We start from the raw sequence: 26,056 nt of genomic DNA, 5'->3' as shown, positions 1-26,056 counted from the left end.
TTACTTCCAGGCATGCCCTTACGAAAGGAAAGTCCTTTCGTCAGGCCCTCATGGATCCCGCGCCGGCCTCGGCAAGCCATGCGTCTGCGATCAGTCGGTGGCCAAGGGGGCTCGGGTGGACGCCGTCCGGGGCCAGGTCGGCGGGCTCGCGTTCCTGTGCCGCGCTGAGCAGGACGTGGTCTGCGCGCACCACCTGGGCGCCGTTGTCGTGTGCGGCCCGCAGGACGGCGTCGGTTCGGGGCAGCAGGTCGTCGAACCAGCGTTCCTGGTCCGGGGTGACGGGCAGCAGGAAGGGGGTGATGACGACGAGCCGTGCGGCGAAGGTGCGGGTGGCGCAGGCCAGCAGGCGGTTGAGGCAGGCTTCGAAGTCGTGGACCGGGCTGGGGAGTCCGCGGTCGTAGCGCCGCCAGGTGTCGTTGATGCCGATCTTGACCGTGAGCACGGTGGGCCGCAGCGCGGTGACGTCGGTGCTCCAGCGGGATTCGAGGTCGTACACGCGGTTGCCGTTGAGCCCCTTGTTGATCACTCGGGGGCCGGATCCGTTGCTCGTGCGGCTGCGCAGGGTCTGCGCGATCTCGTGGACGTAGCCGTTGCCGAGCGAGGTGGCATCCGTCCGGTCGCGGCCTGCGTCGGTGATGGAGTCACCGATGAACAGGAGCGTGTCGTCTGCGTTGATCTGCATGTCTGTCGTCCTGGGGTCACGGGCCGGGTCGGGTGGAGTGGTGTGCTGCGGCTCGTCGCAGTGTCGCGGCTTCCCGGTTCAGTACGGCGGGGTCGTCGTCGGGCACGAATTCCAGCAGTGCCTCGACGCCCCGGCAATTGCGCAGGCCGAGAGCTGCCGACCACAGGCTTTCGCGTTCGGCCAGCGGCCGTCTGCTGTTGCCCGGCCACCAGGAGAAGACGTGCACGGCGGCGACCCGGTCGCCGAGCTCGGTCAGCCCGGCCAGCGCCTCCTCGTCGGGGACGTCGAGGGGTGGCTGCCAGTAGGTGCGGACGTTGTCGGCGTCCACCTCGTCCAGCAGTCGTACGGTCGAGGCGACGGTGTCGGTGAGTGTCCCGCCGTGGAATTCCGTCGCCAGTTCCAGTCCGTGGTCCGCGGCGATCCGGCTCGCCTCCCGCAGGCGGGCCACGGTCGTGCGCCGCTCGTCCGGCGGGGCGGCCGCCGAGCCGGTTCGGCCCGCCCAGACTCGTATCCGAGGTGCCCCGAGGAGGGCCGCGGCCCGTGCGACGGCCGGGAATTCGGCCGGTTCGCCCGCCGTGGCGCGGAAGTAGGAGCCGTACGAGCAGCAGGTGAGCCCGTAGCGGTCGGTGGCCTCGCGGACCGCGCGGAGCGTGTCGGGCTCCCCCGGCGGTGCGTGCACGTCCGCGCCCCACTCGATCACCTCCAGGCCGGCGGACCCGGCGTACCGTGCGACCTCGGCGGCGGGGAGGCGGCGGAAGGTGACCGAGCACAGGCCGAGCCTGGTGACGTCGGCGGCGGGGCCGGACGGGGAACGGCTCGGGGGGCCGTGTTGCTTCTGCTCGGTCACTGCTCTGCCTTCCTGCGGAGGGTCTGGCGTGGTTCGCCCGGGGACGGGAGGGCGGTTCGCGGCGGCTGCGGCCCATCCCCGGGCGCGGGGTCACGAGGCGTTCGGGCCCACGTCGGCGGTGGTAAGGGGGTGCCGCAGAGCGGGAGTTGTGGCGTACTCGTCGGCGCCGATGTCGCGGGTGCTGCCGCGCTGGTCGCCGTCGATGTCGTCGGTCACTCCCGGGTTCACCGGCGAGGCGGCGCCGATCGCGGGGCTGGCTGACGAGAGCCGCAGAACGCCGTCCGGGCCCTGGACCAGTTTGGGGTCGGCCCGGGTGAAGCCGCTGGTGGGGATGTTGCCGTTGGCGGCACTTCCCCACAGCATGTTGGTCCGCCAGGTAAAACCGGAGTGGTCGTACAGGGTGACGAGGCTTCCGGAGTTGCCGACCAGCAGGTTGTCGGCGATGGTCACGTCGCGCGGCTCGTGCGTGCGGTCCGACTTGTTCTCGCCCTCCAGGTGTTTGGCGTTGTTCAGCAGGGAGTTGTGCGCGATCACGGCGCGGTCGACGGCGTCGTTCCCCCTCCGCTCGGTTTCTGTCTCATCCGGGTTGTGGTCACGGGTGGATCCGCTGCCGATCACCAACGCTGTTTTCGTCAGCCCGCTGAGGTAGTTGTTGACGATCACGTGGTCGTTTCCGTAGAGGCGTATTCCTTCCTGGCCGCCGATGAGGTAATTGCCTTCCACCCGGTTGCGGTTGCCGTGGCGCAGGACGATTCCGCCCCGGCTGTTGCGGATGGTGTTGTAGCGGACGGTGTTGTTCGAGGACTTCACCGAGATGGCCTCGGGGTCGCCGTTCGCGCGCTCGAACAGGTTGTGTTCCACGATCGCCTTGGCCGGGGAAAGCGCCCGACCGCTGAATCCGATCCGGACCGACTCTCCGCCGTTCGTCCCCGCATAACTGTGGTCGGAGAAGAGGTTCTTGAAGATGTGGACGTCCTGGGCCATGTCGGTCGAGCCGGGGCCGTCGACGATGAGGAAGATTCCGGGGGTGGTCTTGTTGTGGAAGTGATTCCTGTCGATCTTCGAGTTGTTCGCCTGCACGACGACCCAGTCCTTGTCGCCGGTGTCCGCGAACTGGAAGTCGTTGCGGGTCAGCCGGACCGACGAGCAGTTCGGCGGGATCTTCATCTGGGTGCTCTGGCGGAAGGCGAAGCCGCTGAGGGTGATGTTGCTCGAATTGCTGAGGACGAAGCTGTTGCTGCCGCGCAGCACGACCCCGCCGCGGGACTTCGCGACGATGGTGATCGGCGCGTCGCTGGTGCCGTGCTTGCCGGAGATGGTGATCGCGCTCCCCGACGGCACGGTGTAGGTGCCGTCGGCGACGACGATGCGGTCGCCGGGTGCGGCGCCGTTGATCGCGCTCTGGAGCTTGGCCAGGGAGTCGACGGGTATGTCCGCCGCCGTTGCGCTTTTGGCGAGTGTGGTGGTGAGGGGGACGGCGGTGAGCGCTGCCACCGCTGTGCTTCTGAGGAACGTGCGTCGTTGCATGGCGTCTCCTGTGGGGGGTGGGGGCGTACGGGCAGGGCTCGGGGCCCGGGGTGCGCGCGGGTGTGCTCAGCGGGCCCGGGGGCCCACGTCCGCGCGCGTCAGCGGGCCGCGCCTCGGTGTCCACCGGGAGTATTCGTCCGCGCCCACGTCCCGGTGGCGGCCGCGCGGCTGTCCGTCGATGTCGTGGGTGATGCGTGGCCGGCGGAGCGTTCCGGCGTTGATGGCCGGGCTGTTGGCGGCCGGGCGGAGGATGCCGGCCCGGTCCGGCACGAGCTTCGGGTCGATGCGGGTGCCGCCGGCGGCGGGGATGTTGCCGTCGGGGGCGGCACCCCACAGGAGGTTGCCGGACCAGGTGAAACGTACGGTGTTCGCCATCGCGACCAGCTCGCCCGTGTCCGCGACGAACAGGTTGTCGGCGATCGTGACGTCGCGTGGTTCGTGCGGGCGGTGGCTCTCGCCGGAGAGCGTGCCCTGGTTGTTGACCAGGGTGTTGTACGCGATGAGGACGCGGTCGGGGGCGTCGTTGCCGCGGCGTGCCTCGGGGGTCTCGCCCGGCAGGTGGTCGCGCTCGGAACCGCTGCCGATGACCAGGGCGCGGCCCTTCAGCCCGGCGAGGTGGTTGTTGACGATCACGTGGTCGTCGCCGTAGATCCGGACCCCTTCGGTGCCGTTGAGCAGGTAGTTGCCCTCGACCCGGTTGCGGTTGCCGTGCCGCAGGACGATCCCGCCGACGCTGTCGCGGACGGTGTTGTACCGGATGGTGTTGTCCGAGGACTTCACCGAGATCGCTTCGGGGTCGCCGTTCGCCCGCTCGAACAGGTTGTACTCCACGACCGCGTGGGCGCTGGAGAGCGCCCGGGGGCTGACGCCGAGGCGGATCGGCTCTCCGCCGTTGGAGCCGGTGAAGCTGTGGTCGGAGAAGTGGTTGCGGTGGACGTGGACGCGCTGGGCCATCTCCGCCTCGCCGGCGCCCTCGATGCCGAGGTAGATGCCGAGCGTGCTCTTGCCGTGGAAGTGGTTGTGGTCGATCTCGCTGTCGTCCGCGCGCACCATCAGCCAGTGCAGGCCCTCGATGTCGGCCAGTTGGAAGTCGTTGCGGGTGAGTCTGATGTGCGAGCAGTCCGGGGGGAGGTCCAGGGTGCTGCGCTGGCGGAAGGAGAAGCCGCTGAGGGTGATGTGGGCGGAGCCCTGGAGGACGAAGCTCTGCTCGCCGTTCAGTACGACGCCGCCGGGGGTCCGGGCGGCGATGGTGATGGGGGCGTGTCTGGTGCCCCGCTTGTTGCGGATGGTGAGGGGGCGGCCCGTGGGGACGGTGTACGTGCCGTCGGCCAGGACGATCCGGCTGCCCGGGCGTGCCCGGTCGATCGCGGCCTGGAGCGCCTCCAGCGAATCGACGGTCGCCGCGCTCGTGGCCGGGGCCGCGCTCGCGAGCTGCGGTCCGGCGGCCAGGGCCAGCCCGGTCGCGGTGCCTATGAGGAACGTGCGTCGTTGCATGGTGCCTCCGTGGGGTGGTGGGGCCGGGCCGGGTTCAGCCGTCGGCCCGTTCGGCAGAGGTGTCCAGAAACAGCTCAATGACGGGTACGGGTGTGTCGGGGCGCCGGACCGGGATCTGGAGGGTGAGCGTCCCGGCGGGCTGTCCGCCCATCTCGGTGTTGACCGCGGGCCGGTCGGGGTCGATGCGGATCCGTACGATCTCGGACGCGTCGTTGAGCAGTTGGGCGTAGCGCACCTTGCCTGCGAGGCCGGGCAGGTGCAGGTGGCGCAGCGGCCAGGCGAACAGGTGGACGTACAGCCGGTCGCCGCGTTGGGTGTAGCGGCATTCGGCGGGGGCGGTGTACGGGGAGGGGCCGCAGCCGCGTACCGACCTTTCGTGCAGCGCCGTCCACCGGCCGATCTCGGCGAGTGCCCCGGTGTCGCGCGGGTCGAGGTCGCCGCGGCCGGTGGGGCCCACGTTGAGCAGCAGGTTGCCGCCCTTGGACACGCCGTCGACGAGCATGCGGATCAGGAGGTCGGCGCTCTTGTGGTCGAGGTTGTCGCGGTCGTAGCCCCAACTGCCGTTGAGGGTCTGGCAGGCCTCCCACAGGACGGGGCGGCCGTCCTGGGTCATCGGGCCCGAGGGCTGGTACTGCTCGGGGGTGACGAAGTCGCCGGGCAGCCCTGTCCGGTCGTTCACGAGGATGTGCGGCTGGAGTTCGCGGACCGTCTTCAGGAGCGCCGGGGAGTCCCAGTCGTCGGCTCCCTTGCCGCCCCACCAACTGCGTCCGGCGTAGGAGAAGTCGAAGAAGAGGTAGTCGATCTGCCCGTACGAGGTGAGCAGTTCGCGGACCTGGGCGTGCAGGTAGCGCCGGTAGTCGCGGATGTCCCGGTCCTTGTGCGCGGCCTTGAACTCCTCGTCGTCGCGCTGCGGGTGGGTGCCGTCCACGGGGAAGGACGGGTGGTGCCAGTCGATCAGCGAGTAGTAGAGGCCGACCCCCAGGCCTTCGGCGCGGCAGGCCTCGACGAACGGGCCGACGAGGTCGCGGCCGTAGGGGGTGTTGGTGACCTTGTACTCGGTGAGGGCGCTGTCCCAGAGGCAGAAGCCGTCGTGGTGCTTGGCGGTCAGCACGACGTACCGCATTCCCGCCGCCTTGGCCGACCTGGCCCACTGGACGGGGTCGTAGCGGTCGGGGTCGAAGTGGTCGAAGTAGACCTGGTACTGCTCGTCGGTCAGCTTCTCGCGGCTCTTGACCCATTCGTGCCGGGCGGCGAGGGAGTAGAGGCCCCAGTGGACGAACATGCCGAACCGGGCGGTGGTGAACCAGGAAGTGTGCGGGGGCATGCGGAATCGCTCCTTGTGGTTACGGGTACCGGGCCGGGCCCGGCGGGGTCAGCCCTTGAGCGCGCCGGAGGACAGGCCGCTGACGAAGGAGCGCTGGAAGAGCAGGAAGACGATCACGGAGGGCAGCAGGGCCAGCAGGGCTGCGGCCATCACCACGCCGGGGGTGACGTCGGGGTCGATCCGCAGGGTGCGCAGTGCCAGCGGGAGCGTGTACGACGAGGCGTCGACGGAGACCAGGAGAGGCAGCAGGTACTGGTCCCAGATCATGGTGAAGCCGAAGACCCCGATGACGCCCAGGGCGGGCTTGCACATCGGCAGGATGATCTGGAAGAAGATGCGCAGGTCGCCGGCGCCGTCGATGCGGGCGGCCTCCTCCAGTTCGCGGGGCACGTCCCGCATGAACTCGGTCATCACCAGGATGGAGAACCCCCAGGCGCCCAGCGGGACGATCATTCCGGCCAGGGTGCCGATGAGGTTGAAGTGCAGGACCGGCAGGTCGGAGAGGATCAGGGACAGCGGCAGGGCCAGGATCTCCTCGGGCAGCATCAGCGTCGCCAGGATGGCGACGAGCACCAGCGTCATGCCGCGGAAGACCTTCCTGGCCAGCGCGTATCCGGCCAGGACGGACACCGCGACCTGGAGCAGCAGCCCGAAGCCGACCACGAAGAACGAGTTGAGCAGGTACGTGAGGACGCCCTGGTCGAAGGCGATGCCGAAGTTGTCCAGCGTGATGCCCGAGGGGACGACGCTCAGCTGTGTCGGGTCCTTGACGTGGCCGAAGGCGCTGACGAGGAGGGCCAGCAGGGGCCCGGCGAAGACGATCAGGACCAGCAGGTGGACGACGGCCTTCAGGATGCGCCCGCCGGCGCTGCGGCTCTCGGACAGGCCGAGCGCGGTCTCGGTCGGCGCGGTCGTGGACCGTACGGACCTGGACCGTACGGACCTGGCGGGCGTGGTCTTGGTGGGGACGGTCATTTGCTTTCCCTCCGCCGCAGCAGTTGGACGACGACGGTCAGGATCAGCGTCGCGACGAACAGCAGGACGGCGCCCGCCGCGCCCACGCCGAGCCGGTTCTGCTCCAGGCCGAGCTTGTAGATGAGGGTCATGACGACCTCGGTGGAGCCGTTGGGCCCTCCGTTGGTGAGCAGGAACACCTCGGTGAACACCCGCAGTCCACGGATCGCGGCGAGGATGAAGAGGATGGAGAACACCGAGCGCAGTCCGGGCACCGTCACGTACCGCACCCGCTGCCACCGGGAGGCGCCGTCGACCTTGGCGGCCTCGTACAGGCCGCGGTCCACGCCCGTCAGACCGGCGAGGAAGATCATCATGTCGTAGGGGGCGCCCCGCCAGATGCCGGTGACCATGATGGAGGCCATCGACGAGTCGGGGTCGTTGATGAAGCCCGAGGGCCCGAATCCCACCAGGCCGAGGATCGAGTTGAGCATCCCGTCCTCGGTCGGGTGGTACATGATCCGCCACAGTTCGGCGACGACCGCGATGGGCACCACCACCGGGAGGAACGCCGCGGAGCGTACGAAGCCGAGGCGGCGGCTCTGCCCTTCCATCAACAGCGCGAGGGCCAGGCCGAGCGCCATCGAACCGGCGGTCTGCCCGGCGGCGAGGACGACGGTGTGCCATGCGGCCTCGCGGAAGCCGAGGGACTGCAGGACGGTGGCGTAGTTCTCGGTGCCGACCCACTTGTTCCCCAGGTAGGGCTGAACGTCCTGGAAGGACATGGTCAGTGCGCTGACCATGGGGATGAACTTGAAGTACAGGAAGAGCAGCAGGGCGGGGGCGAGGAACAACCATGGCGTCCACCAGCGGCCCGACCTGCGGCCCCTTTTCCGGCTGCCGTCGGCCCCCGCTGGGCGGGTGGCGGGGCCGGCCGCCGGGAGGGCGGCCGGATCGGCCTGGTCGAGGCTCATGACGCGGCTATCCCCTGCTCCTTGAGGATGCCGGCGAGCTGCTTGTCGAGCTCGGTCAGCTTGGTCCGCAGGTCCAGGCCGCAGTCGGCCATCAGCGCGTTCACGGTGTCCGCCGTCGCCTGCCGGACCGGGGTCCAGTTCGGGATGGAGGGTGCGTAGCGGCCGGAGGTCCGGTACGCCTCGGCGTAGGTCTGCCAGCGGGGGTCGGGGCGGACCTGGGTGATGTCGACCGTCTTGTTGACGGGGAGCTGGACGACGAAGCCGGTGTCGCCCGCCATGCCGACCTTCTGGCCCTCGGCGGAGATGGCGAAGTCGACGAAGGCGTCCTGGCCGGCCCGGTTCTCGGAGCCCGCCATCAGGTAGACGGAGCCTCCCTCGGCGAGGACCGTGGCGTCCTTCGGGCCCTTGGGCATCGGCACGACCTCGTACTTGTCCTTGCCGAGGGACTCGTCGAAGCGCGGCAGCAGGTAGGGGCCGACGACGAACATGCCGGTCTTGCCCGCCTCGAAGGTCTCGTTCGTCGGCGGGGTGTCCATGGTCACGGAGCCCGGCTGGACGGACTTGTCCTTGCAGCCGAGGTCGCGGAACCACTGCATGGCCTCGACGGATTCCTTGCTGGTCATCGCCGGTTTGTACGTTCCCTTGCCGGCCTCGGTGATGAAGTCGCCGCCCGCGGCCCACAGGAAGTTGGAGAAGTACCAGGAGGCGTAGCCGCGCTTGGTGGAGAGCGGGGCGGCAAGGCCGGAGGTGTTCTGCTTGCCGTCGCCGTCGGGGTCCTGGGTGGTGAAGGCCTTGGCCATCGCGGCGAAGTCATCCCAGGTCTTCGGGGTGTCGAGCTTCAGTTTTGCGCGCCAGTCCTTGCGGATGAGCAGTGCGGACGCCTGTGCCGAATAGGGCAGTGCGTACTGTTTCCCGTCCAGGCTCTTGCCGGATTCCAGGCCCCGGTCGATGAGATCCTTGCTGTTCTTGATCCGGCCCAGGTCGATTTCCCGGAGTAGGCCCTGGCTGTTCATCGCCCCGAGCTGGGTGACGTCGTTCATGACGAGGTCGGGGAGTTTCTTCTGTGCGGCCCGCTGCTGCAGTTTGGTCTCGAAGTCGTCGAAGATGGCGGTGACTTTGACCTTGTGGCCGGTGGCCTTCTCGAAGGCCTGGGTGAGCTTGAGTGTGCCCTGCTCCCCCGGTCCGCCCGGTTTCGTCCTGGTCCACAGCTCCAGCGTGGCCTTGGGGTCCTGCTTGGCATCCACTCCCGCAGGACCGGATGTACAGCTGGTGAGGACCAATGCCGAGGCGAGACAACCCGCACCGATCCATCGCGATCTCTGCATGACAACTCCTGTTTTACGGCTGCACAGTTGGCCTGGAAAGCGCTTGCTCGGACGGTAACGGGGTCCGAATCCGGGGTCAATACTCCGATGAATACGAAGGGTTTTTTCCGTCCGGTCAGAATTTCTGGGGACGCACTTTCCCGTGCACGCATTCCTGACGCCGCCTTGGCGGGCCTGCGTCCCTTCCGAGCACAGGAACCGGATTTCTCGACTTCGGGCGACGACAGCCCAAAGATCCGATGTATTGTCCCTGCGAGCCGCTGCACCGGAGCGGCCGCCGTCCGCCCGTGAACAGGCAGAGGAGACACCCGACATGAACGAAACGGCCACCAAGCCGACCGCCCTGTTGGTCATGGAGGAAGCACGCCGGGACGACGTCTACCCGCCCGAGGTGCTGGCCGGGCTCGACCGGCTGGTGGACTGGCAGGGGCCGCCCCTCACCCGGCAGCGGCTCGACGAGGACCCCTCCGTGCTGCGCGAGGTCGACGTCCTGCTGACAGGCTGGGGTGCACCCGTACTCGACGCCGCCCTGCTCGGGCAGGCCCCCCGCCTGCGGGCCGTTCTCGTCGCGGCGGGGTCCGTGCGGCACATCACCACGCCCGCCTTCTGGGAGCGCGGCATACCGATCGTCTCCGCTGCCGCCGCCAACGCCGTCCCGGTGGCGGAGTTCACCCTCGCCCACGTCCTCCTCGGGCTGAAGCAGGTGCACCGCGTCGCACGGGACGTGGCCGGCAGCCGCCGCTTCCCGCACAATGTCGCGGTGCCGGGCGCCTACCGGTCGCGGGTGGGGCTGTTGGGGCTCGGGCACATCGGCCGCCTGGTCGCGGCCCACCTCGGCCGGTTCGACGTCGACGTCTTCGCCACCGACCCCCTCGCCTCCCCCGAGTCCGCACGGCAGGCGGGCGTCACGCTCCTCGGCGTCGAGGAGCTCTTCGCCACCTGCCACGTCGTCAGCCTCCACGCACCGCTGCTGCCCGAGACGCGCGGCACGGTCGGGGCGCGGCTGCTGAACTCCCTGATGCCGGGCGCGACCCTGATCAACACCGCGCGCGGTGCCCTCGTCGACGAGGACGCCGCAGCGCAGGTGCTGCGCGCCAGGCCCGACCTCACCGCCGTACTCGATGTCACCCACCCCGAGCCTCCGGCCCACGATTCGCCACTCTTCGACCTTCCCAACGTCGTCCTGACGCCCCATCTCGGCGGCGCCATGGGTGCCGAACGCACCCGGCTCGGACTGCTCGTGCTCGACGAACTCCGGCGGTTCACCCAGGGCCTGCCGCTCCAGCACGCCGTCGACCCGACTCGTGCGGCGTCCCTGGCCTGATCCGGTACGGCGCGGCAGCGTGCGCCGCCTTCACGGCGGCGCGCAGGTCGGGCCGGCGGCCGGGGCCGGCCAGTCCCAGGTGGTAGAGGTGCAGTTCGGCGGCCCCGGCTCCGGCCAGTTCCGTGACGTACGCAGCCATGTCCGGAACCGGGGCCGCCGCCACCGCGCTGACGTAACTGCCGACGTCCACGCCGGGCGGAAGCTCCCGCCGGGCCTGCGCGACGGCGTCCGAACTCGCCCGGCCGGGTGCCCAGTTCGGCAGCACCAAAGCATCGGCCCCGGCGGCCGCGGCCGGGGTCAGGCCCGGAAGCGCCCCGGTCGCCCAGGGGTCGAGCGCGCCGTGCAGGACGACTCTGATGCCGGGCCCGACCGCGGCGAGCACGCCGTCGCGGAGCCGGTCGGTGCCCCGCTGCCGGGTGTCCAGGATCAACGCCCTTAGCTCGACAGGCAGTTCGTCGCCGGTGGCGGTGAGATCGGCGCTGTCCAGCAGGCGGCGGATCTCCGTCCGCAGGAGGTGGCGTACGTCGTCCGGGCGCGCACCGGACGCGGCCCACTCCTCGGCGCACGCCGTGCAGCAGCACACCGACAGCAGCCGCTCGACGGCCGGGGACCAGACCCCGTCGGTCTTCTCGTGCTGGTGCTGGTGGACGGCGCCGAGCTGGCCGCAGGCTTCGAGGACCACCGAGGCGAGGTGGAGTCCCGCGACGCTTTCAGCGGTCAGCCTCGCCGCGTAGGTGCGGACCTCCGGCTGCGACGGGCACAGCGACCACGGGTAGCTCTCGCCGAAGCAGTTGCGTACGGCGTACTGCGGAAACTCGGTGCCCAGCCGGGAGTTGTGGGTGAGCACGATCCACGCGGCGGCGGGCACCCCGGCCGCGTTCAGCACACGGACGGCGTCGCCCGCACTGTCGGGGATGCGGACCCAGTCCGGGGCGGCCGGGCGCAGCGCGGCATCGCGCCAGGCCTCCTCCCGTACCGGACGGTAGAGAGCCGCGTGCCGGGCGAGCACCGAAGTGCCGGCGGTCGACCAGGGGGTGGCGGCGCGGGCACTGTGGTACGAGACGGCGACGGCCACCTCGTCGACCCCCAGCTCCCGTACGCGCTCCACGAAGCCGGGGGCGTCCAGGACGTCCCACGGGTAGGCGTATCCGACTGCGCGCACCGTCTCACCACCGTGCCGTGTGCGGCTGGAAGGAAGGGACGAAGCGGCGCATGTACGTCACGTCGTCCCGCTTGGTCTGGCCGCACCGGAGGTAGTCCTCGTGCGCCCTGGCCAGCGCGTCCGGGTCCAGCTCGACACCGAGGCCCGGCCCGTCGGGCACGGCGACCGCCCCGTCGCGGAACTCCAGCGCACCGGGGGCGACGACGTCGGTCTCGCGCCACGGCCAGTGCGTGTCGCAGGCGTACGTCAGGTGCGGGGTCGCGGCGGCGACGTGCACCATCGCGGCGAGGCTGATCCCGAGGTGGCTGTTGGAGTGCATGGAGAGGCCGACGCCGAAGGCCTCGCAGGTCTTCGACAGGGCCTGGGTGTCGCGCAGGCCGCCCCAGAAGTGGTGGTCGGAGAGGACGACGCCGACGGCTCCGGCCCGGAAGGCCGGCGCGAGGTCCTCGAAGCGCACCACGCACATGTTGGTGGCCAGCGGCATGCTCGCCTGTTCGGCGACCTTCGCCATGCCGTCGATGCCGGGGGTCGGGTCCTCCAGGTACTCCAGGACGCCGTCCAGCTCCCGTGCGACGCGCAGGGAAGTCTCCACCGTCCAGGCCGCGTTGGGGTCGATGCGCAGGGGGTGGCCGGGGAAGGCCTCGGCCAGGGCGTGGATGCCGTCCGTCTCCTGGCCGGGGTCGAGCGCGCCGCCCTTGAGCTTGATCGACCGGAAGCCGTACTGGTCGATCATGCGCTTCGCCTCGCCGACCAGGGCCTCCGGGGTGAGCACCTCGCCCCAGACGTCCTGGGTGCCGTCGGCGTGGGCCCCGTACTTGTAGAAGAGGTACGCGGAGAAGTCGACCTTCTCGCGTGCGCGCCCGCCGAGCAGGTCGACCACCGGACGGCCCAGGAAGTGTCCCTGGGCGTCCAGGCAGGCGACCTCGAACAGGGCGTAGACGCTGGCGATCGTCTTGCTCACCGAGAAGCCCCCGGTGAGGCCGTGCTCGTCGGCGAACACCGCCCCGCCCAGGACCCGGGTCACGGTGCGGCGCAGGCCGGGCAGGTCGAAGACGTCGTGCCCGGCCAGTTCCGGCAGCACTGTGCGCACCTGGTCGAGGAAGGCGAGGTCGCCGTAGGACTCGCCGAGGCCGACCACGCCGTCCTCGCAGCGCAGTTCGACCACGCCGCGCAGCGCGAACGGTTCGTGCACGCCCATCGCGTTGAGCAGCGGCGGGTCCCGGAACGCGACCGGGGTCAGGACGACGTCGACTATCTTCACCGGTGGTCTCCGTCCAGTGCGGCGAGCAGCGCGTAGCCGTTCTTGACGATCTTCTGAAGGCGGTCGATCTGCTCCGCCGAGGGTTCGACGAGCGGTGGCCGTACGGGCCCGACCCTGTCCCCTCGCAGCCGTGCGGCGCTCTTCACCAGCGAGACGGCGAATCCCGGGGTTTCGTCCCGCAGCGCCACCAGCGGCAGGTAGAAGCCCGCCAGCAGCGCCTCCACGACCCGGTCGTCCCCGGCGGCGAGTGCGCCGTGGAAGCGGATCGCGATCTCGGGTGCGAAGCAGTGGACGGCCGACGAGTAGCGGGCCACCCCGATCGCCTTGTACGCGCGGGCCGAGACCTCGGCCGTCGGCAGGCCGTTGAAGAACAGGAAACCGTCGGCCCGGGGCGAGTCCGCGCTGCGGATGGTGGTGACGATCCGCGTCATCAGCTCGACGTCGCCGACGCCGTCCTTGAGGCCGGCCACGGACGGGATGTCGAGCAGTTCCAGCGCGGAGCCCGGGGTGAACGCGCCGTTGGAGCGGTGGTAGACGACGACGGGGACGGTGGTGTCGTGCACGGCGTGACGCACGTGGTCGACGAGGCCCGACGGCGGTCCCGACACCAGGTAGGGCGGCAGCAGCAGGACGCCGTCCGCGCCGCCTTCCTGGGCGGCCGCGACACCGGCCCTCGCCGTGGCCGCGCCGCCTCCCGCACCCACCCAGACCGGTACCCGGCCGGCGACCACCTCGCGCGCCCTGCGCAGGAGCGCGGTGTGCTCGTCGGGCGCCAGGGCGCTGAACTCGCCGGTCCCGCAGGCGATGAAGAGGGCTCCGGCACCGGCGGCCACGTGCCCCTCGACCGTTTCGGCGAACGCGTCCAGGTCGAGGCCGAAGTCGGCGGTGAAGGGGGTGAGGGGGAACGCGAGCAGGCCGTCCAGCTCGATCGGGGGCTGTGCCATCAACGTGTCACTCTCTCGTTCTCTCGGTAGCCGTGCTCGAAGTGCCCTGCTCGCAGGGCGTGTTCGACGGGTGCGCTCGAAGTGGGTGCTCGAAGTACCGTCAGGCTGTTCATGGTTGTGAACGAAGTCTGCGTGTGTGATAGACGTTCAGGTCTACGAATGCTGTCCCGGGACGCTAATGTGGCGTGCCGTAGGTGTCAACGGGTGGACGGAGGCGTGCTTCATGCCGCAGAAGGCGACAACCCCGGTGAGCGACAAGGCCGTTGAACCGGCGGGGGTGAAATCGGCGCGCCGCGCCATCGACCTGGTGGAGACCTTCGCGGCCAACGGCGTCTGGCTGTCGCTGGCCGACCTGCAGGCGCGTACCGGGTTCCCCCGGTCGAGCCTGCACGGACTGCTGCGCACGCTGCTCGACGCCGGGTGGCTGGAAGCGGACTCGCACACCGGGCGCTATCGGCTCGGGGTACGGGCGCTGATCTGCGGCACGGCATACCTCGACCGTGACCCCGTGATCCCGTACGCGACCGAGGCGCTCGAACGCGTACGGGAGAAGACCGGGTTCACCGCGCACTACGCCCGCCGCAACGGCGCCGAGGTGGTGTACCTGGAGACCCGGGAGTCGGCCAGGTCCACCCACCTGGTGTCACGCGTCGGCCGGACCCTGCCCGCGCACGCCACCGCCCTCGGGAAGGCGCTGCTCGCCGAGCTGACGCACGAGGAGATCGAAGCCGTGCTGCGCGACCCGCTGACCGCGCTGACCCCGAACACCATCACCTCGGTCGAAGCCCTCCACGCCGAGTGCGCCCTGACCCGCGAACGCGGTTACGGCTCCGAGTTCGAGGAGGGCGGTCTCGGCGTGCGGTGCGTGGCCTCGGTGATCCCGTACCGGATCCCCGCCACCGACGCGATGAGCTGTTCCATGCCGGTCGACCAGGTCACCGACGACGACGTGGAGCGCGTCGGCGAACTGCTCGCCGAGGCCACCGCCGAGCTCGGACGGCGCCTGCGCCGCGCGGGAATTCGCTGAGCCGCCCCCGTGTGGCCGCACATGCCCTGTCCGTACGGAGAGAAATGAGCACTGCGATGGCAGTCCAGCGCGTCCTGATCACCGGATCGGCCGGCCTGGTCGGCGGCCTCATGCGCCTGCGCCTGCGCCGCGACGGCCGGATCCTGCGCCTGCTCGACCTTGCCGAACAGCCGCCCGCCGAGCCCGGCGAAGCCGTCGAGCTGGTGCACGCCTCGGTCACCGACCCGGCCGCGACGGCCGCCGCGTGCGCGGGTGTCGACGCGGTGATCCACCTCGGCGGGCACAGCCGCGAGACCTCGTGGGAGCAGATCCTCGACGTCAACATCCACGGCACCCGCACGGTCCTGGAGGCCGCCCGCGCGGCCGGTGTTCCGCGCGTGGTCCTGGCTTCCAGCAACCACGCCGTGGGTTTCCGGCGGACCGACGAAGCGGGCGCATCGGGTCTGCCCGCCGACTCCACGGCCCGCCCGGACACGTACTACGGCGTCAGCAAGGCGGCCGTGGAGGCGCTCGGCAGCCTCTACCACGCACGGTTCGGCATGGACGTCATCGTCGTCCGCATCGGCTCCTGCTTCCCGAGCCCGGTGGACCTGGGACCGCGCGGGCTGGCCACCTGGCTCTCCCCCGACGACGCTGCGCGCCTGTTCGAGGCCTGTCTGGCCGCGCCGTCGCCCGGCTACCGCGTGATCTGGGGCGTCTCCGACAACACGCGCCGCATCTACTCCCTGGCCGAGGCAGAGGCTCTTGGCTATACGTCCCTGGACGACGCCGAATCCTTCGCGGACCTCATCGACGCCCCGGCCCCCACCGGCCCCGCCGCGCACTACGTCGGCGGCCCCTTCGTCACCATCCCCCTGGGCGAACCCGACCCGCTCTGATGCACCGGGGCCACGGGCTGCAACCACCCGGCCGGTCCGGTCGTCCTTCCGTGAACCGACTCCTGCGGCCGGTCCACAGCGACGGCAACCCCGGAGGACCTGATCAGCGTGCCCGTGACCACCTCTCCTCCCCCGCAGACACCTCCCCGCCGCAGGTCCTGGGTGCTGCCGGCGCTGCTGGGTGCGGTGGCCGGTGTCGTACTGACCGTCTCGCTGATCACGGCGCTGCGGTGGCCGCAGGACGAAGTGGTCCACCGCAGCACTCCCCCGCCCTCGCTCGTCTACCCGGACAAGGCGCCGCACCACCTGTTGGTGGTCCGCCGCAGCTCCCTGTGCGGTGCCGACGCCTACCGGCTGGTCATCGGACGGGGGTCCACGCCCGCGTACGGGCACTGGCTCGACCTCGACGCCGCCCTCGGGCAGGCGGGCGTCCGCTCGACCGTGTGGACCCAGGACGGTGTGCGGATCCGCTTTCCCCAGGGTCACGAACTCTTCGTCCCCGCGCGGTCGTTCCTCTACGGCAGGTAGCCGGAGCAGCACCCTGCGCGGGTCCACCAGGTAGCGTCTGCGGCATGGACTTTCATCGCACCGTTGAACGGGCCCAGCGCCTCGCCCAATTGCACGCCGACCACAAGCCGCTCGTCCTCCCCACCGTCTGGGACTCCTGGTCCGCGCGGGTCGCGGCGGACGCAGGTTTCCCCGCACTGACGATCGGCAGCCACCCGCTCGCCGACTCCCGGGGAGCCGAGGACCACGAGGGGCAGACCTTCGAGGAGGTGCTCGCCGCCGTACGGCCGATCGTCGCGGCGGTCGACGTCCCCGTCTCCGTCGACCTGGAGGCCGGGTACGGACAGGAACCGGCGGACCTGATCGCCGGGCTCACCGAGATCGGCGCGGTCGGCCTCAACCTGGAGGACACCGTCCACTCGGACGGCGGCCGCGTCCGCACCACGCAGGAGCACGCGACCTTCATCGCGGGCCTGCGCGCGGCGGCCGACAAGGCGGGCATCCCGGTCTGGGTGAACGGGCGCACCGACCTCTTCATGCACGCGGACGACGCCTCCGCCGTCCTCGACGAGGCAATCGAGCGGCTGAAGGCCCTGGAGCAGGCGGGCGCCGACAGCGTCTACCCCGTGGGCATCCAGGACAACGACGCGCTGCTCACCGCCGTGACCAGCGCCGTCACCGTGCCCGTCAACTCCACGGCCCACCCCGTCAAGCACGACCTGGAGCGCTTCCGCCGCCTCGGCGTCGGCCGGATCACCTACGGTCCCCTGCTCCAGTTCGCCCTGACGGACGCCATGAAGAGCGCCCTCGCACCGTGGGCGCCGCAGCAGGGCTGACGTATCGGGAGCGTCGAACGGAGCCGGTCGCGGCGTCGACGTGGAGGAGCGCGGTCAGCTCCTCCACGTCGGGCCCGGGCGGAGGCCCGCCACGGCGGCGGAGGTCAGATGCGCGAGTTGCGTACCGACTGCCACACCGCGCCCGCCAGCGCCCGGGTCGCCCGGGGCACCGACAGGTGCTCGTGCTCGCGGTAGAGGGACCAGTTGTACTGGACCAGAGAGAGCTTGTTGGAGGAGAGCGAGCCGGCCTGCTGGGCCCGGTAGACCGCCAGCGGCTCGGCGAGGCCCCGGGCGTCGGCGCCGTCCCGCATGATGCTCAGCCACAGGGCGTAGTCCTGGCGCTTGCGCATGTCGGGCATCAGCCGCGTGCCCAGGACGCTGCGGTCGTACATGGCGGTGAGGGCCCCGATGTGGTCCTGGACCAGCATGTCGCGGTACGTCACGTGCGAGCGTGCACGGATCACCCGGCCGTTGGGGACCCAGTCGGTGCTCTCGCCGGCGTGCTCGGCGTCCATCTTGAAGTACGAGGTGAAGGTGAGGGGGGCGGTGCCCTCCTTCGCGAAGGCGAGCTGCTTCTCGGTCTTCTCCGGCAGCCACATGTCGTCGCTGTCGAGGAAGGCGATGTAGTCGCCGCGGGCCCGCTCCATCGCCAGGTTGCGGGCCCGGCCCGCACCGCCCTGTTCGGGTGCCGTCTTCGGCAGGACCCGCTCGTCCTGCGCGGCGAACTCGCGCAGCAGGTCCATCGAGTCGTCGGTGGACCGGTCGTCGGTGACCAGCAGCTCCAGGTCGCTGTGGGTCTGCGTGAGGACCGATCTCACGGCTGCACCCAACGTGGCCGCCGAGTTGTAGACGGGCATGATGACGGACACCAGGGGCACAGAGCTTCTCCTTGCAGACCAGAAACGACCGGTCTATTCAAACATCGCCGCCGGGCAGAAGCCGACCTGCACGGAGTCGTCGCGGGTCCGGGTTGTCGCCGTGCGCGACACCCGTGTACGAACACCCGTTCCCGAAGGGGGTACATTGCGTACCGACCACCGCGGGAGCTCGGGAGCAGCCGGGCTGAGAGGGCGGACGGGAGCGACGACTCCCCTCTTCGCCGACCGCATGAACCTGGACCGGGTAATGCCGGCGTAGGAAGGGTGTTGACGATGGGTGCTGCCTTCGTGTCTGCCCGGCAGGGTGCCGGTGTTTCGCCCGGTGCCGTGGCGGAGGTCTTTGCGGGGCTGCGGGGAGCCGTACCGCTGGTGCACTGTCTGACCAATGTGGTGGTGTCGCAGTTCACCGCGAACATGCTGCTCGCGGCGGGGGCCGCGCCCGCGATGGTGCACAGCGCGGAGGAGGCCGGGGCGCTGGCCCGGGTGGCCGGGGGTGTGCTGGTCAACCTGGGGACCGTGACGTCGCTGACGGCGGAGGCCATGCGGGTCGCGGTGAAGGCGGCGGCCGGGGCCGGGCGGCCGTGGGTGCTCGATCCGGTGGGGGTCGGGCCGCTGCCCTGGCGCACCGGGCTTGCCCATGAGCTGCTGGAGAGTGCGCCGCCGGCGGTTGTCCGGGGCAATCCTTCGGAGATCCTGGCGCTGGACGGCGGGTCCGGTGGGCGCGGTGTCGACAGTACGGATGCCCCAGAGGCGGCGCTGGCTGCGGCTACCGCGCTGGCGCGGCGTTACGGCTGTGTCGTGGCGGTCAGTGGTCCGGTGGACGTGCTCACGGACGGGGAGCGTGTGGTGCGCCTGGCCAATGGGCACCCGTTGCTGCCGCTGGTGACGGGGACGGGGTGCGCGCTGGGCGCGCTCGTGGCTGCTTGTGCTGCCGTTACGGATGATGCGCTGTTGGCCGCTGCTGCCGCGACCAGTGTGCTGAATGTGGCTGCGGAGGATGCGGCCGACGGCTGTGCGGGGCCGGGCTCGTTTGCGGTCGCGTTGATCGACGGGTTGTACGCACTCGGGCCGGATCGGCTCGCCGAGGCCGTCAACGTGCGCTGAGCGCCGGGGTGTTGCCGGGTCTCCGGCGGCACCGCCTTGCCTGTTCCTGTCGGTGAACGGCCCTGGCGGGCCGTCCCCTTCTTCTTCGTGTGCTTCCGCTGCCCTTTTGCGGGCCGGAAGACCTTCAAGGATTTCTCCATGCGACCTCCTCTTGATCTGTCCCTGTATCTCGTGACCGACACCCGGCTCTGCGGCGACCGCGGTGTTGCCGCCACCGTGGCAGCCGCCGTGCGGGGCGGGGTGACCGCTGTCCAGTTGCGGGATCCCGGCGCGGATGCTCGTGCGCTCTTCTCGCTGGGGCGGGCGATTCAGGGTGAACTCCACGGCACCGGCGTCCCGTTGATCGTCAATGACCGGCTGGATGTGGCGGTCTGGCTCGGGGCCGACGGGGTGCATCTCGGGCAGCGGGACGTCTCCCCCGAGGTTGCGCGGCGACTGCTCGGTCCGGATGCGTACGTCGGGTTGTCCGTCAGCCGTGCCGAACAGCTTGCGGGCGTGACGGACGCTGTCGATCACCTCGGGGTCGGGCCCGTGTTTCCGCAGACCACCAAGCCCGACGCGGACGAGCCGATCGGGTTGGACGGCCTGGCTCGGATCGTCCGGGAGAGTCCGTTGCCCTGCGTGGCCATCGGCGGGATCGGCGTGGCCGAGGTCGCCGGGGTCATGGGGAGCGGTGCGGCGGGGGTTGCCGTCGTCAGCGCGGTGTGCGGGCGGCCCGATCCCGAGGCTGCGGCCCGTTCTCTTGTTCATGTCCTGCGTCAGGAGGCTTCCGCATGACTCACCCGCCCGTCGCTCTCACCATCGCCGCCAGTGATCCTTCGGGTGGCGCCGGCATCCAGGCCGACCTGAAGGCGTTCTCCGCCAACGGGGCTTATGGCACTGCGGTGTTGACGGCCCTGACCGCTCAGAACACTCAGGGGGTCACCGGTATTCATGCCGTCCCTCCGGCGTTCGTGCGGGAGCAGATCGACACGCTGTTCGCCGATGTGGAGGTGGACGCGGTCAAGATCGGGATGCTGGCCGATGCCGGTATCGCCGCCGCTGTCGCGGAGGCGCTGGAGCGGCACCGGCCTCGGTATGTCGTCCTCGACCCTGTGATGGTGTCGACCAGCGGTCACCGACTGCTGGAGGCCGATGCGGTGGCGGTGGTGCGGGAGCGTCTGCTGCCTCTCGCCGATCTCATCACTCCCAACCTTCCCGAAGCCGGGGATCTCCTCGGCGTCGCTGCCGCGCAGGACCGCGGTGAGGCCGTCGAGCAGGCTCGTGCGCTGCTGGAGACCGGTGCCCGGCGCGTCCTGTTGAAGGGCGGGCACCACACGCACGACGCCGAGTCCGTCGACGTACTTGTCGGCGAGGGCACGGGAGTTGTCGAGTTGTCCGCGCCTCGTGTCGACACGCGCAACACCCACGGCACCGGCTGCACCCTCTCCGCCGCGATCGCCGCCCTCCGTCCGCAGTGCGACGACTGGCACACCGCTGTGCGCGCCGCGAAGGACTACCTCACCGGGGCCCTGCGTGCCGCCGACACCCTGCGGGTCGGCCGCGGCAACGGGCCCGTTCACCACTTCCACCAGCACTGGAGCTGATCACCATGACCCTGAACTTCTGCGACGAGCTGTGGGCGGCCACGGCCGAGATACGTGCCGGCATCGACAAGCTGCCGTTCGTCACCGGTCTCGGCGACGGCACCCTGGACCGGGACAAGTTCGTCTACTACCTGGCCCAGGACGCCCATTACCTGCGGGACTACGCCCGTGCGCTGGCCAGCGCCGCCGCGAAGGCGGACCGGCCGCAGGACATCGCGTTCTTCGCGAAGTCCGCCCATGACGCCGTGGTCGTCGAGAGTTCCCTGCACGAGACCAATGTCGTCGACGTGGACGCCTGGACGCCCTCCCCCACCTGCACCGGGTACACCTCCTACCTCCTCAACGTGGCCCACACGCAGGGGTACGCGGAGCTCGCCGCCGCCGTCCTGCCCTGCTTCTGGATCTACGCCGAGGTGGGGCGGGCACTGCTGGAGCAGGCCGGAGACCTCACCGAGCACCCGTACGGCGACTGGATCGGGACGTACGCCGACGAGGAGTTCGAGGCCTCCACCGAGCACGCCCGGCAGATCGTCAACCGGCTCGCGGCACAGGCTGATCCGGCCACCCGCGACCGCATGCGTACCGCCTTCACGACCGCCTCCACCTGGGAGTGGATGTTCTGGGACGCCGCCTGGCGGGTGGAGTCCTGGCCCTTCGAGGCCGCTTCCGCCCAGCCCTTCGAGGCCGCTTCGGCCCAGGCTTCGGAGCCCGCGAAGTGACGACCACCGCCGAACCCGGCGCCCCGGCGAACGAGGCGCCGCTCACCCTCGACCAGCCCACGCCCAAAGTCCTGACCGGCTGGGACCAGGGCACCTTCTGGGCCAACCTGGGCGTGAGCCTGCTCGGCTTCAGCGGGATGCTGGTCGTCCTCGACCCGCTGGGCACCGGCAAGCCCACCCTGTCGTTCGCCGCCGCCGTCACCGCGTCGGTCGTCGGCACCCTGATCGGCACCGCCGCGCTCGGGCTGGCCGCCATCACCGGGGCGCGCACCGGAGCGCCGTCGATGGTGCTGCTGCGCGGGCTGTTCGGTGCGAAGGCGTCCTATCTGCCGACCGTCCTCAACGTGCTGCAGATGGTCGGTTGGGCCGTCTTCGAACTCGTCGTCATTTCAACGGGGTTGAAGATCCTGGCCCGTCAGGTGTTCGGGGATCCCGGGCCCGGGTGGCTGTACGTGCTTGTCGCGGGCGCGGTGACGACGGCGCTCACGCTCCGTCCGCTGGGCGCGCTGCGCATCATCCGCCGGTACGTCACCATTGCCGTCGTCCTGGCCATCCTCTACCTGGGCTGGGACCTGGCCGGGCGCGGTGTCCCGATGGAGGGCGGCTCCTGGAAGGACTTCTGGTTCGCGACCGACAGCGTGATCGCCGTGTCGATCTCCTGGCTGCCACTGGTCGCCGACTACTCGCGGCACTCCCGCAGCGAGAAGGAGGCGTTCGGCGGTCTGGTCATCGGCCAGACCCTCGCGGGCATCGCGGGCTCGGTCCTCGGTGTGGCCGCCCTCGCCATGATCGCGTTCGACAGTACGGACCCGTACAAGGTCTTCGACCCCTTCACCGCCACCAGCGTCGGCGTGATCTGCTTCGGTGTGCTGGTGCTGCGCGAGGTCGACCAGTCCTTCGCCAACGTGTACTCGACGGCCGTCTCCGCCCAGAACCTGCTGCCTCGGGCGGACCGCCGCGTCCTGTGCCTGATCAGCGGCGGTCTGGCCACCGGGCTGGCGCTGCTGGTGAACATGGACAGCTTCGCCAGCTTCCTGTACCTGATCGGCGCGGTGTTCATCCCGATGTTCGCGGTCCTGGTGGTGGACTTCTTCGTGCTCGGCGGTCACCGCAGCTGGGACGTCTCCGAGCAGGCCCCCACCCGCTGGGTGATGCTGCTGCCCTGGGCGCTCGGCTTCGCCGCCTATCAGCTGATCGCGCCCACGGGCATCGCGGGCTGGTCCGACTTCTGGGCCTGGTTGCAGGGGCTCGTCGGGCTCACCGTGCAGCCCTGGATGAGTGCTTCCCTGCTGTCGTTCGCGGTGGCCGCGCTGACCACTCTGGCGGTGGGCCGCAAGCGTCCCGCCGCCGGTTAGCGGCTGCCGGGCCAGGTGCGGCCCCGGGCGTAGTGGGTCCAGGCGGCCGCGGCCGCGCAGGTGGCGGTGAGGGCGCCCAGGGTCATGGCGGTGGACAGGGAGGTGTGGTCCACCACGACTCCGCCCGTCAGTGCTCCCAGGGAGAGGGTTGCCTGGAAGGAGGCGGTGAAGAGGACCGCCGCCGCTTCGGGGGCGTGCGGCGCCGCCTTGGCGAACCAGGTCTGGGACGAGACCGGTACGGCTCCGTAGGCGACGCCCCACAGGACGAGGAGGGCCGTGGCGCCGGCCGTGGAGCGCCCCAGGACCGGCAGCAGCAGGGTGGCCGCTGCGATCAGCGCGGCTGCCAGGCCGAAGGTGGTGCGGGGGCGGCGGGCGGCCAGGGCTCCTCCCAGGAAGTTTCCGGCGATGCCTGCCGCTCCGTAGATCAGGAGGGAGAGGGTGATGCGGCCGGGGGTCGCGTGGGTGACCTGCTCCAGGAACGGGGTCACATAGGTGTACGTGCCGAAGTGGGCCAGTACGACGAGGAAGGTGAGGAGCAGGGCGTAGCGGGTGTGCGTGGTGCGGCACAGGGTGCGCAGGGTGCTGAGCCGGGTGGGCTCCGGGGGCGGGAGCTTCGGCAGGAGCAGGAGCAGCATGAGGAGCACGGCCAGGGACAGGACGGCCATGGCGGTGAACACCGCGCGCCAGCCCGCCAGTTCGCCGAGGAGGGTTCCGGCGGGGACGCCGAGTACGGAGCCCAGGGGTACGGCGGAGAAGACGATCGCGGTGGCCCGGCCGACGGAGGGGGCGGGGACCAGGCGTGCGGCCAGCCCGGCGCCGATCGACCAGAACCCGCCGATGGTGATGCCCACCAGGATGCGGGAGAGCAGGACGAGGCTGTAGTGGGGTGCGGCGGCGGCCAGGAGGTTGGCCGCGCCCAGCAGGGCCATGAACGTACAGAGCATCAGGCGGCGGTCGATCCGTGCGGTCGCCGCGGTGACCAGGGGTGCGGAGAGCGCGGCGAGGAAGCCGGGCATGGTCATCGTCAGTCCGGCCGTGCCGTCGGAGACCGTGAAGTCGGCTCCGATCGACGTCAGGAGGCCGATCGGCAGGATTTCGGTCGTGACGATCGAGAAGAGTCCCAGCGTGACCGCGACGACGGCCGCCCAGCCGAGTGCGGGTGAGCGGCTCGGGGGCAGGGGCATTCCGGAGTGGGTCGTGGTCGTCGTCGTCATGAATTCCCTTGTGCCGTGGGTCGGTTGCTGGTGGGAGCAGTCCAGCAGGCACCGGTCACAGGGGGCTGGCGGGTCTGCGACGTCATCGCTGTGATTGAGGGTGAGGTCGCGGATCTGCCGGTCAGTGTGAGGCACCGGGGATGAGTTCCGGTCGGCGCGCGCGTCGCTCGCGGCGCGTGTGCCGCGGATTGCGCAGGTCAGTGGATGAAGGCCTCCGGGCGGCGTCCGTCGGCGGCGCCGCCCGGAGAGGGGTGGGAGGTTCAGCGCTTCAGCGGCGCGGGGGCCTTCGGGGTCAGTCGCATCGGCCGCACAGGTGTCCGTGCCGCTCCGTGGGGCGGGGCGTGGTCACTCCGGGTACGGGGGACCAGCGGCCGCGGTGGGACCGGCGGGGCGGCGGGCCGTACGGCGAATGCCAGGCCGGGCGGTCCGTGCGGGACGGCCAGACGTGCGCGGTGCGGTGGCCGGTGAGACGGTCGTGCAGCTGGGGTGCGGAGCGGATGATCAGCCGGTCCGGCGCGGTCGGCAGGGAGGCGTGAGCGCGGGCGGCCGTGCACAGCGTGAGGAGCCAGCTTGGGCCGGTGGGGGCCGGTCGGGGTGTGCGGGTCCGGGTTTGTGACATGGAGGTGCACCGGTTCTGTGAGAGGAACGCAGGGGAAAGCGGCACGGCGCGCGGGTGCGGCGTGCGACGGTTCAGCGCTCGGGGTGTCTCACAGGGTGTACAACGGCGTGTCCTTGGCCGGAGGGGCAGGGGCGGGAGCACGGTAGCCGGACGGCCGGGTGGGGTTCCAGCGATTTTGCGGGAGGTGGGCCCGAGGCCCTGCCCCCGGTGCGGGCAGGACCTCGGGGCGGGGCCTCGGGTGGATCAGCCGTACAGGGCGAGGTCGTAGAAGTCCGCGAGGGCCTTGTCGATGGGGTGCGGTTGGGGGCGGCCCGAAGGGTCGAGGGTGTTCCACCTCTGGAGGTTCATGGCGAGGGCCAGTTGGCGTCGGCCGTCGGCGCGGGTCATCGCCAGGGTGCCGCCGCCCCAGACGGAGCCGCCGTGGCCCCAGAAGGTCTCCCGGCCGGGGGCCTCGGTCGGGTACAGGCCGAGACCGTACGAGATGGTCTTGAGTTCCTGGGAGATGACCTGGGTGGTCTGCTGCATGGCGGCCAGGGAGGCAGGGGTGACGATCTCGCCGGACAGCAGGGCCGCGTAGAACCGGTTGAGGTCGGCGACGGTGGAGATCAGGTTGGCGGACGGGCCGGCGTAGGACATGTCGAAGACGCTGTAGTCGCGCGGCGGGTCGATCATGCCGAACCAGCACTCGTAGAGGCGGGAGTGCGGGCCTTCGATGTGCGGGCCGGTCGGGAACGCGGTGTCGTGGAGTCCGGCGCGCTTGATGACGTTCTCGGTGATGCACTCCTCGGCGGTGGTGCCGGTGGCGTGTTCGAGGAGGGCCGCGAGGAGGAGGTAGTTGGTGTTGGAGTAGAGGCCGGGGGTGACGCCCGGGGGGCCGAAGGCGGGGGCGCCGACGCCGAGTCGGATGAGCTCGGTGGGGTCGAAGTGGGTGTGGCGGTGCTCGTCGAAGCACTCGGGGCCGGTGCGGGCGAGGTCCGGGAAGGCCTTGAGTGAGGTGTAGACGTACGGGAGGTACTCGGCGAGGCCGCTGGTGTGGTTGATCAGCATCCGGACCGTGATCTGCTCACCGCGTAAGCCGGGGACCAGGTGCGGGAGGTAGGTGCCGATCGGGGTGTCGAGGCCGATCGTGCCGCGTTCGGCCTGTTGCAGGACGGCGGCGGTGGTGAAGGTCTTGGTGAGGCTGCCGATGCGGTGCTTCATGTCTGCGGCGACGGGGCGGCCGGTGGTGAGGTCGGCCACGCCGACGGCACCGCGCCAGACCTCGTCGCCGTGGCGGATCTCGGCGAACAAGCCTGGTACGCCTGCGCGTTGGACCTTCTCGAGGGCTTCGGTCAGAGCTGCGGAATCCAGTGGGTTCTGCATGGTGGCGTGCGTCCTTTCGTCTTCGTCCGGCGGGATCCGAGTCGGAGCGACCGGACTCCCGTCGGCGGGCAGCAAGGCACGAGCGGCAGGGCGGAGCGGCTCCCGGAGGAGCCTGAGGCATGCCCTTGTCCTCATTATGCACGCAGTGCGTGC

The 26,056-nt window shown here is 70.6% G+C and carries 25 protein-coding genes and 1 riboswitch; of the genes, 10 read left to right on the top strand and 15 right to left on the bottom strand.

What is annotated here, in order from left to right:
* Positions 1 to 40: 40 nt before the first annotated feature.
* The 8 genes from IE269_RS40555 to IE269_RS40520 form a co-directional block, all read right to left on the bottom strand.
* Positions 41 to 682 (bottom strand): SGNH/GDSL hydrolase family protein, encoded by a 642-nt coding sequence (locus IE269_RS40555; protein WP_189828366.1) that lies wholly within the window; start codon positions 680 to 682, stop codon positions 41 to 43.
* A 16-nt stretch (positions 683 to 698) separates the two neighbouring features.
* Positions 699 to 1,529 carry a sugar phosphate isomerase/epimerase family protein gene (locus tag IE269_RS40550; protein ID WP_189828365.1) on the bottom strand — a complete coding sequence of 277 codons (831 nt, stop codon included), beginning with the start codon at positions 1,527 to 1,529 and terminating at the stop codon, positions 699 to 701.
* 90 nt (positions 1,530 to 1,619) lie between these two features.
* Entirely contained in the window at positions 1,620 to 3,056 is a 1,437-nt protein-coding gene (locus IE269_RS40545) for a polysaccharide lyase 6 family protein (protein ID WP_189828364.1), read from the bottom strand.
* A gap of 66 nt (positions 3,057 to 3,122) precedes the next feature.
* Positions 3,123 to 4,550: a polysaccharide lyase 6 family protein gene (locus IE269_RS40540; protein WP_189828363.1), complete on the bottom strand. Its 1,428-nt coding sequence runs from the start codon at positions 4,548 to 4,550 to the stop codon at positions 3,123 to 3,125.
* Between the two features lie 34 nt (positions 4,551 to 4,584).
* The gene (locus IE269_RS40535; protein ID WP_189828362.1) at positions 4,585 to 5,874 is read right to left on the bottom strand and encodes an alpha-L-fucosidase; all 1,290 of its coding nucleotides are present in this window, start codon (positions 5,872 to 5,874) and stop codon (positions 4,585 to 4,587) included.
* A gap of 48 nt (positions 5,875 to 5,922) precedes the next feature.
* Positions 5,923 to 6,849 (bottom strand): carbohydrate ABC transporter permease, encoded by a 927-nt coding sequence (locus IE269_RS40530; RefSeq protein WP_189828361.1) that lies wholly within the window; start codon positions 6,847 to 6,849, stop codon positions 5,923 to 5,925.
* Positions 6,846 to 7,802 carry a carbohydrate ABC transporter permease gene (locus IE269_RS40525; RefSeq protein ID WP_189828360.1) on the bottom strand — a complete coding sequence of 319 codons (957 nt, stop codon included), beginning with the start codon at positions 7,800 to 7,802 and terminating at the stop codon, positions 6,846 to 6,848. Before IE269_RS40525 ends, IE269_RS40530 begins: the two co-directional genes overlap by 4 nt.
* Positions 7,799 to 9,046 (bottom strand): sugar ABC transporter substrate-binding protein, encoded by a 1,248-nt coding sequence (locus IE269_RS40520; protein ID WP_229898587.1) that lies wholly within the window; start codon positions 9,044 to 9,046, stop codon positions 7,799 to 7,801. The genes IE269_RS40525 and IE269_RS40520 overlap by 4 nt, the downstream gene beginning before the upstream one ends.
* 394 nt (positions 9,047 to 9,440) lie before the next feature.
* Between IE269_RS40520 and IE269_RS40515 the strand changes: the two genes are divergently transcribed.
* The gene (locus IE269_RS40515) at positions 9,441 to 10,451 is read left to right on the top strand and encodes a hydroxyacid dehydrogenase (RefSeq protein WP_189828358.1); all 1,011 of its coding nucleotides are present in this window, start codon (positions 9,441 to 9,443) and stop codon (positions 10,449 to 10,451) included.
* Here IE269_RS40515 and IE269_RS40510 read toward each other — a convergent pair.
* The 3 genes from IE269_RS40510 to IE269_RS40500 are packed head-to-tail and all read right to left on the bottom strand — an operon-like array spanning position 10,390 to position 13,818.
* Positions 10,390 to 11,613, bottom strand: a complete 1,224-nt coding sequence (locus tag IE269_RS40510) for a hypothetical protein (protein WP_229898588.1) — start codon at positions 11,611 to 11,613, stop codon at positions 10,390 to 10,392. The two genes, IE269_RS40515 and IE269_RS40510, sit on opposite strands and share 62 nt — an antisense overlap.
* 4 nt (positions 11,614 to 11,617) lie before the next feature.
* Positions 11,618 to 12,874, bottom strand: a complete 1,257-nt coding sequence (locus IE269_RS40505; protein WP_189828357.1) for a glucarate dehydratase family protein — start codon at positions 12,872 to 12,874, stop codon at positions 11,618 to 11,620.
* Positions 12,871 to 13,818: a 5-dehydro-4-deoxyglucarate dehydratase gene (locus tag IE269_RS40500; protein WP_189828356.1), complete on the bottom strand. Its 948-nt coding sequence runs from the start codon at positions 13,816 to 13,818 to the stop codon at positions 12,871 to 12,873. Before IE269_RS40500 ends, IE269_RS40505 begins: the two co-directional genes overlap by 4 nt.
* Positions 13,819 to 14,041: 223 nt before the next feature.
* Between IE269_RS40500 and IE269_RS40495 the strand changes: the two genes are divergently transcribed.
* From IE269_RS40495 to IE269_RS40480, 4 genes are all read left to right on the top strand, one after another.
* Positions 14,042 to 14,845 carry an IclR family transcriptional regulator gene (locus IE269_RS40495; protein ID WP_189828355.1) on the top strand — a complete coding sequence of 268 codons (804 nt, stop codon included), beginning with the start codon at positions 14,042 to 14,044 and terminating at the stop codon, positions 14,843 to 14,845.
* Positions 14,846 to 14,901: 56 nt separating this feature from the next.
* Complete coding sequence (locus IE269_RS40490) at positions 14,902 to 15,723, top strand: NAD-dependent epimerase/dehydratase family protein (RefSeq protein WP_189828354.1); 822 nt, start codon at positions 14,902 to 14,904, stop codon at positions 15,721 to 15,723.
* A 108-nt stretch (positions 15,724 to 15,831) separates the two neighbouring features.
* Positions 15,832 to 16,251 (top strand): hypothetical protein, encoded by a 420-nt coding sequence (locus IE269_RS40485; RefSeq protein WP_189828353.1) that lies wholly within the window; start codon positions 15,832 to 15,834, stop codon positions 16,249 to 16,251.
* Between the two features lie 44 nt (positions 16,252 to 16,295).
* Positions 16,296 to 17,066, top strand: coding sequence for an isocitrate lyase/PEP mutase family protein (locus tag IE269_RS40480; RefSeq protein WP_189828352.1), 771 nt, complete (start codon positions 16,296 to 16,298; stop codon positions 17,064 to 17,066).
* Positions 17,067 to 17,170: 104 nt separating this feature from the next.
* Here the strand turns inward: IE269_RS40480 and IE269_RS40475 are convergent, their stop codons facing one another.
* Entirely contained in the window at positions 17,171 to 17,944 is a 774-nt protein-coding gene (locus tag IE269_RS40475) for a glycosyltransferase family 2 protein (protein WP_189828351.1), read from the bottom strand.
* A gap of 151 nt (positions 17,945 to 18,095) precedes the next feature.
* A riboswitch (TPP riboswitch) is annotated at positions 18,096 to 18,224 on the top strand.
* On the opposite strand from IE269_RS40475, the gene thiM reads away from it, so the two are divergent.
* The 5 genes from thiM (at position 18,218) to IE269_RS40450 (ending at position 22,708) form a co-directional block, all read left to right on the top strand.
* Entirely contained in the window at positions 18,218 to 19,048 is an 831-nt protein-coding gene (thiM, locus tag IE269_RS40470; RefSeq protein ID WP_189828350.1) for a hydroxyethylthiazole kinase, read from the top strand. Its footprint overlaps the riboswitch before it by 7 nt.
* A gap of 171 nt (positions 19,049 to 19,219) precedes the next feature.
* Positions 19,220 to 19,825: a thiamine phosphate synthase gene (thiE, locus tag IE269_RS40465; protein WP_229898589.1), complete on the top strand. Its 606-nt coding sequence runs from the start codon at positions 19,220 to 19,222 to the stop codon at positions 19,823 to 19,825.
* Entirely contained in the window at positions 19,822 to 20,634 is an 813-nt protein-coding gene (gene thiD / locus IE269_RS40460; RefSeq protein ID WP_189828348.1) for a bifunctional hydroxymethylpyrimidine kinase/phosphomethylpyrimidine kinase, read from the top strand. The genes thiE and thiD overlap by 4 nt, the downstream gene beginning before the upstream one ends.
* 5 nt (positions 20,635 to 20,639) lie before the next feature.
* Complete coding sequence (gene tenA, locus IE269_RS40455; RefSeq protein ID WP_229898590.1) at positions 20,640 to 21,353, top strand: thiaminase II; 714 nt, start codon at positions 20,640 to 20,642, stop codon at positions 21,351 to 21,353.
* On the top strand, positions 21,350 to 22,708 hold the full coding sequence (locus IE269_RS40450; protein ID WP_189828347.1) for a purine-cytosine permease family protein: 1,359 nt from the start codon (positions 21,350 to 21,352) through the stop codon (positions 22,706 to 22,708). The genes tenA and IE269_RS40450 overlap by 4 nt, the downstream gene beginning before the upstream one ends.
* Here IE269_RS40450 and IE269_RS40445 read toward each other — a convergent pair.
* The 3 genes from IE269_RS40445 to IE269_RS40435 form a co-directional block, all read right to left on the bottom strand.
* Entirely contained in the window at positions 22,705 to 23,922 is a 1,218-nt protein-coding gene (locus IE269_RS40445; protein WP_189828346.1) for an MFS transporter, read from the bottom strand. The two genes, IE269_RS40450 and IE269_RS40445, sit on opposite strands and share 4 nt — an antisense overlap.
* A 292-nt stretch (positions 23,923 to 24,214) precedes the next feature.
* The gene (locus tag IE269_RS40440; RefSeq protein ID WP_189828345.1) at positions 24,215 to 24,541 is read right to left on the bottom strand and encodes a hypothetical protein; all 327 of its coding nucleotides are present in this window, start codon (positions 24,539 to 24,541) and stop codon (positions 24,215 to 24,217) included.
* 243 nt (positions 24,542 to 24,784) lie between these two features.
* Positions 24,785 to 25,903, bottom strand: coding sequence for a serine hydrolase domain-containing protein (locus IE269_RS40435; RefSeq protein ID WP_189828344.1), 1,119 nt, complete (start codon positions 25,901 to 25,903; stop codon positions 24,785 to 24,787).
* Between the last annotated feature and the right edge of the window lie 153 nt (positions 25,904 to 26,056).

It is taken from the genome of Streptomyces spiroverticillatus (assembly GCA_014650415.1).
GTDB lineage: Bacteria > Actinomycetota > Actinomycetes > Streptomycetales > Streptomycetaceae > Streptomyces > Streptomyces spiroverticillatus.
The sequence above is the reverse complement of the archived record's forward strand: the minus strand, read 5'-3'. Positions and strand labels throughout refer to the sequence as shown.

Excerpts from the sequence above, each read along its gene's own strand:
- thiM (WP_189828350.1), top strand. The coding sequence starts at position 18,218 with ATGGGTGCTGCCTTCGTGTCTGCCCGGCAGGGTGCCGGTGTTTCGCCC.
- IE269_RS40500 (WP_189828356.1), bottom strand. The coding sequence starts at position 13,818 with ATGGCACAGCCCCCGATCGAGCTGGACGGCCTGCTCGCGTTCCCCCTC.
- tenA (WP_229898590.1), top strand. The coding sequence starts at position 20,640 with ATGACCCTGAACTTCTGCGACGAGCTGTGGGCGGCCACGGCCGAGATA.
- IE269_RS40535 (WP_189828362.1), bottom strand. The coding sequence starts at position 5,874 with ATGCCCCCGCACACTTCCTGGTTCACCACCGCCCGGTTCGGCATGTTC.
- IE269_RS40545 (WP_189828364.1), bottom strand. The coding sequence starts at position 3,056 with ATGCAACGACGCACGTTCCTCAGAAGCACAGCGGTGGCAGCGCTCACC.
- IE269_RS40530 (WP_189828361.1), bottom strand. The coding sequence starts at position 6,849 with ATGACCGTCCCCACCAAGACCACGCCCGCCAGGTCCGTACGGTCCAGG.
- IE269_RS40480 (WP_189828352.1), top strand. The coding sequence starts at position 16,296 with ATGGACTTTCATCGCACCGTTGAACGGGCCCAGCGCCTCGCCCAATTG.
- IE269_RS40445 (WP_189828346.1), bottom strand. The coding sequence starts at position 23,922 with ATGACGACGACGACCACGACCCACTCCGGAATGCCCCTGCCCCCGAGC.
- thiD (WP_189828348.1), top strand. The coding sequence starts at position 19,822 with ATGACTCACCCGCCCGTCGCTCTCACCATCGCCGCCAGTGATCCTTCG.
- IE269_RS40515 (WP_189828358.1), top strand. The coding sequence starts at position 9,441 with ATGAACGAAACGGCCACCAAGCCGACCGCCCTGTTGGTCATGGAGGAA.
- IE269_RS40525 (WP_189828360.1), bottom strand. The coding sequence starts at position 7,802 with ATGAGCCTCGACCAGGCCGATCCGGCCGCCCTCCCGGCGGCCGGCCCC.
- IE269_RS40490 (WP_189828354.1), top strand. The coding sequence starts at position 14,902 with ATGGCAGTCCAGCGCGTCCTGATCACCGGATCGGCCGGCCTGGTCGGC.
- IE269_RS40435 (WP_189828344.1), bottom strand. The coding sequence starts at position 25,903 with ATGCAGAACCCACTGGATTCCGCAGCTCTGACCGAAGCCCTCGAGAAG.
- IE269_RS40495 (WP_189828355.1), top strand. The coding sequence starts at position 14,042 with ATGCCGCAGAAGGCGACAACCCCGGTGAGCGACAAGGCCGTTGAACCG.
- IE269_RS40440 (WP_189828345.1), bottom strand. The coding sequence starts at position 24,541 with ATGTCACAAACCCGGACCCGCACACCCCGACCGGCCCCCACCGGCCCA.
- IE269_RS40540 (WP_189828363.1), bottom strand. The coding sequence starts at position 4,550 with ATGCAACGACGCACGTTCCTCATAGGCACCGCGACCGGGCTGGCCCTG.
- IE269_RS40555 (WP_189828366.1), bottom strand. The coding sequence starts at position 682 with ATGCAGATCAACGCAGACGACACGCTCCTGTTCATCGGTGACTCCATC.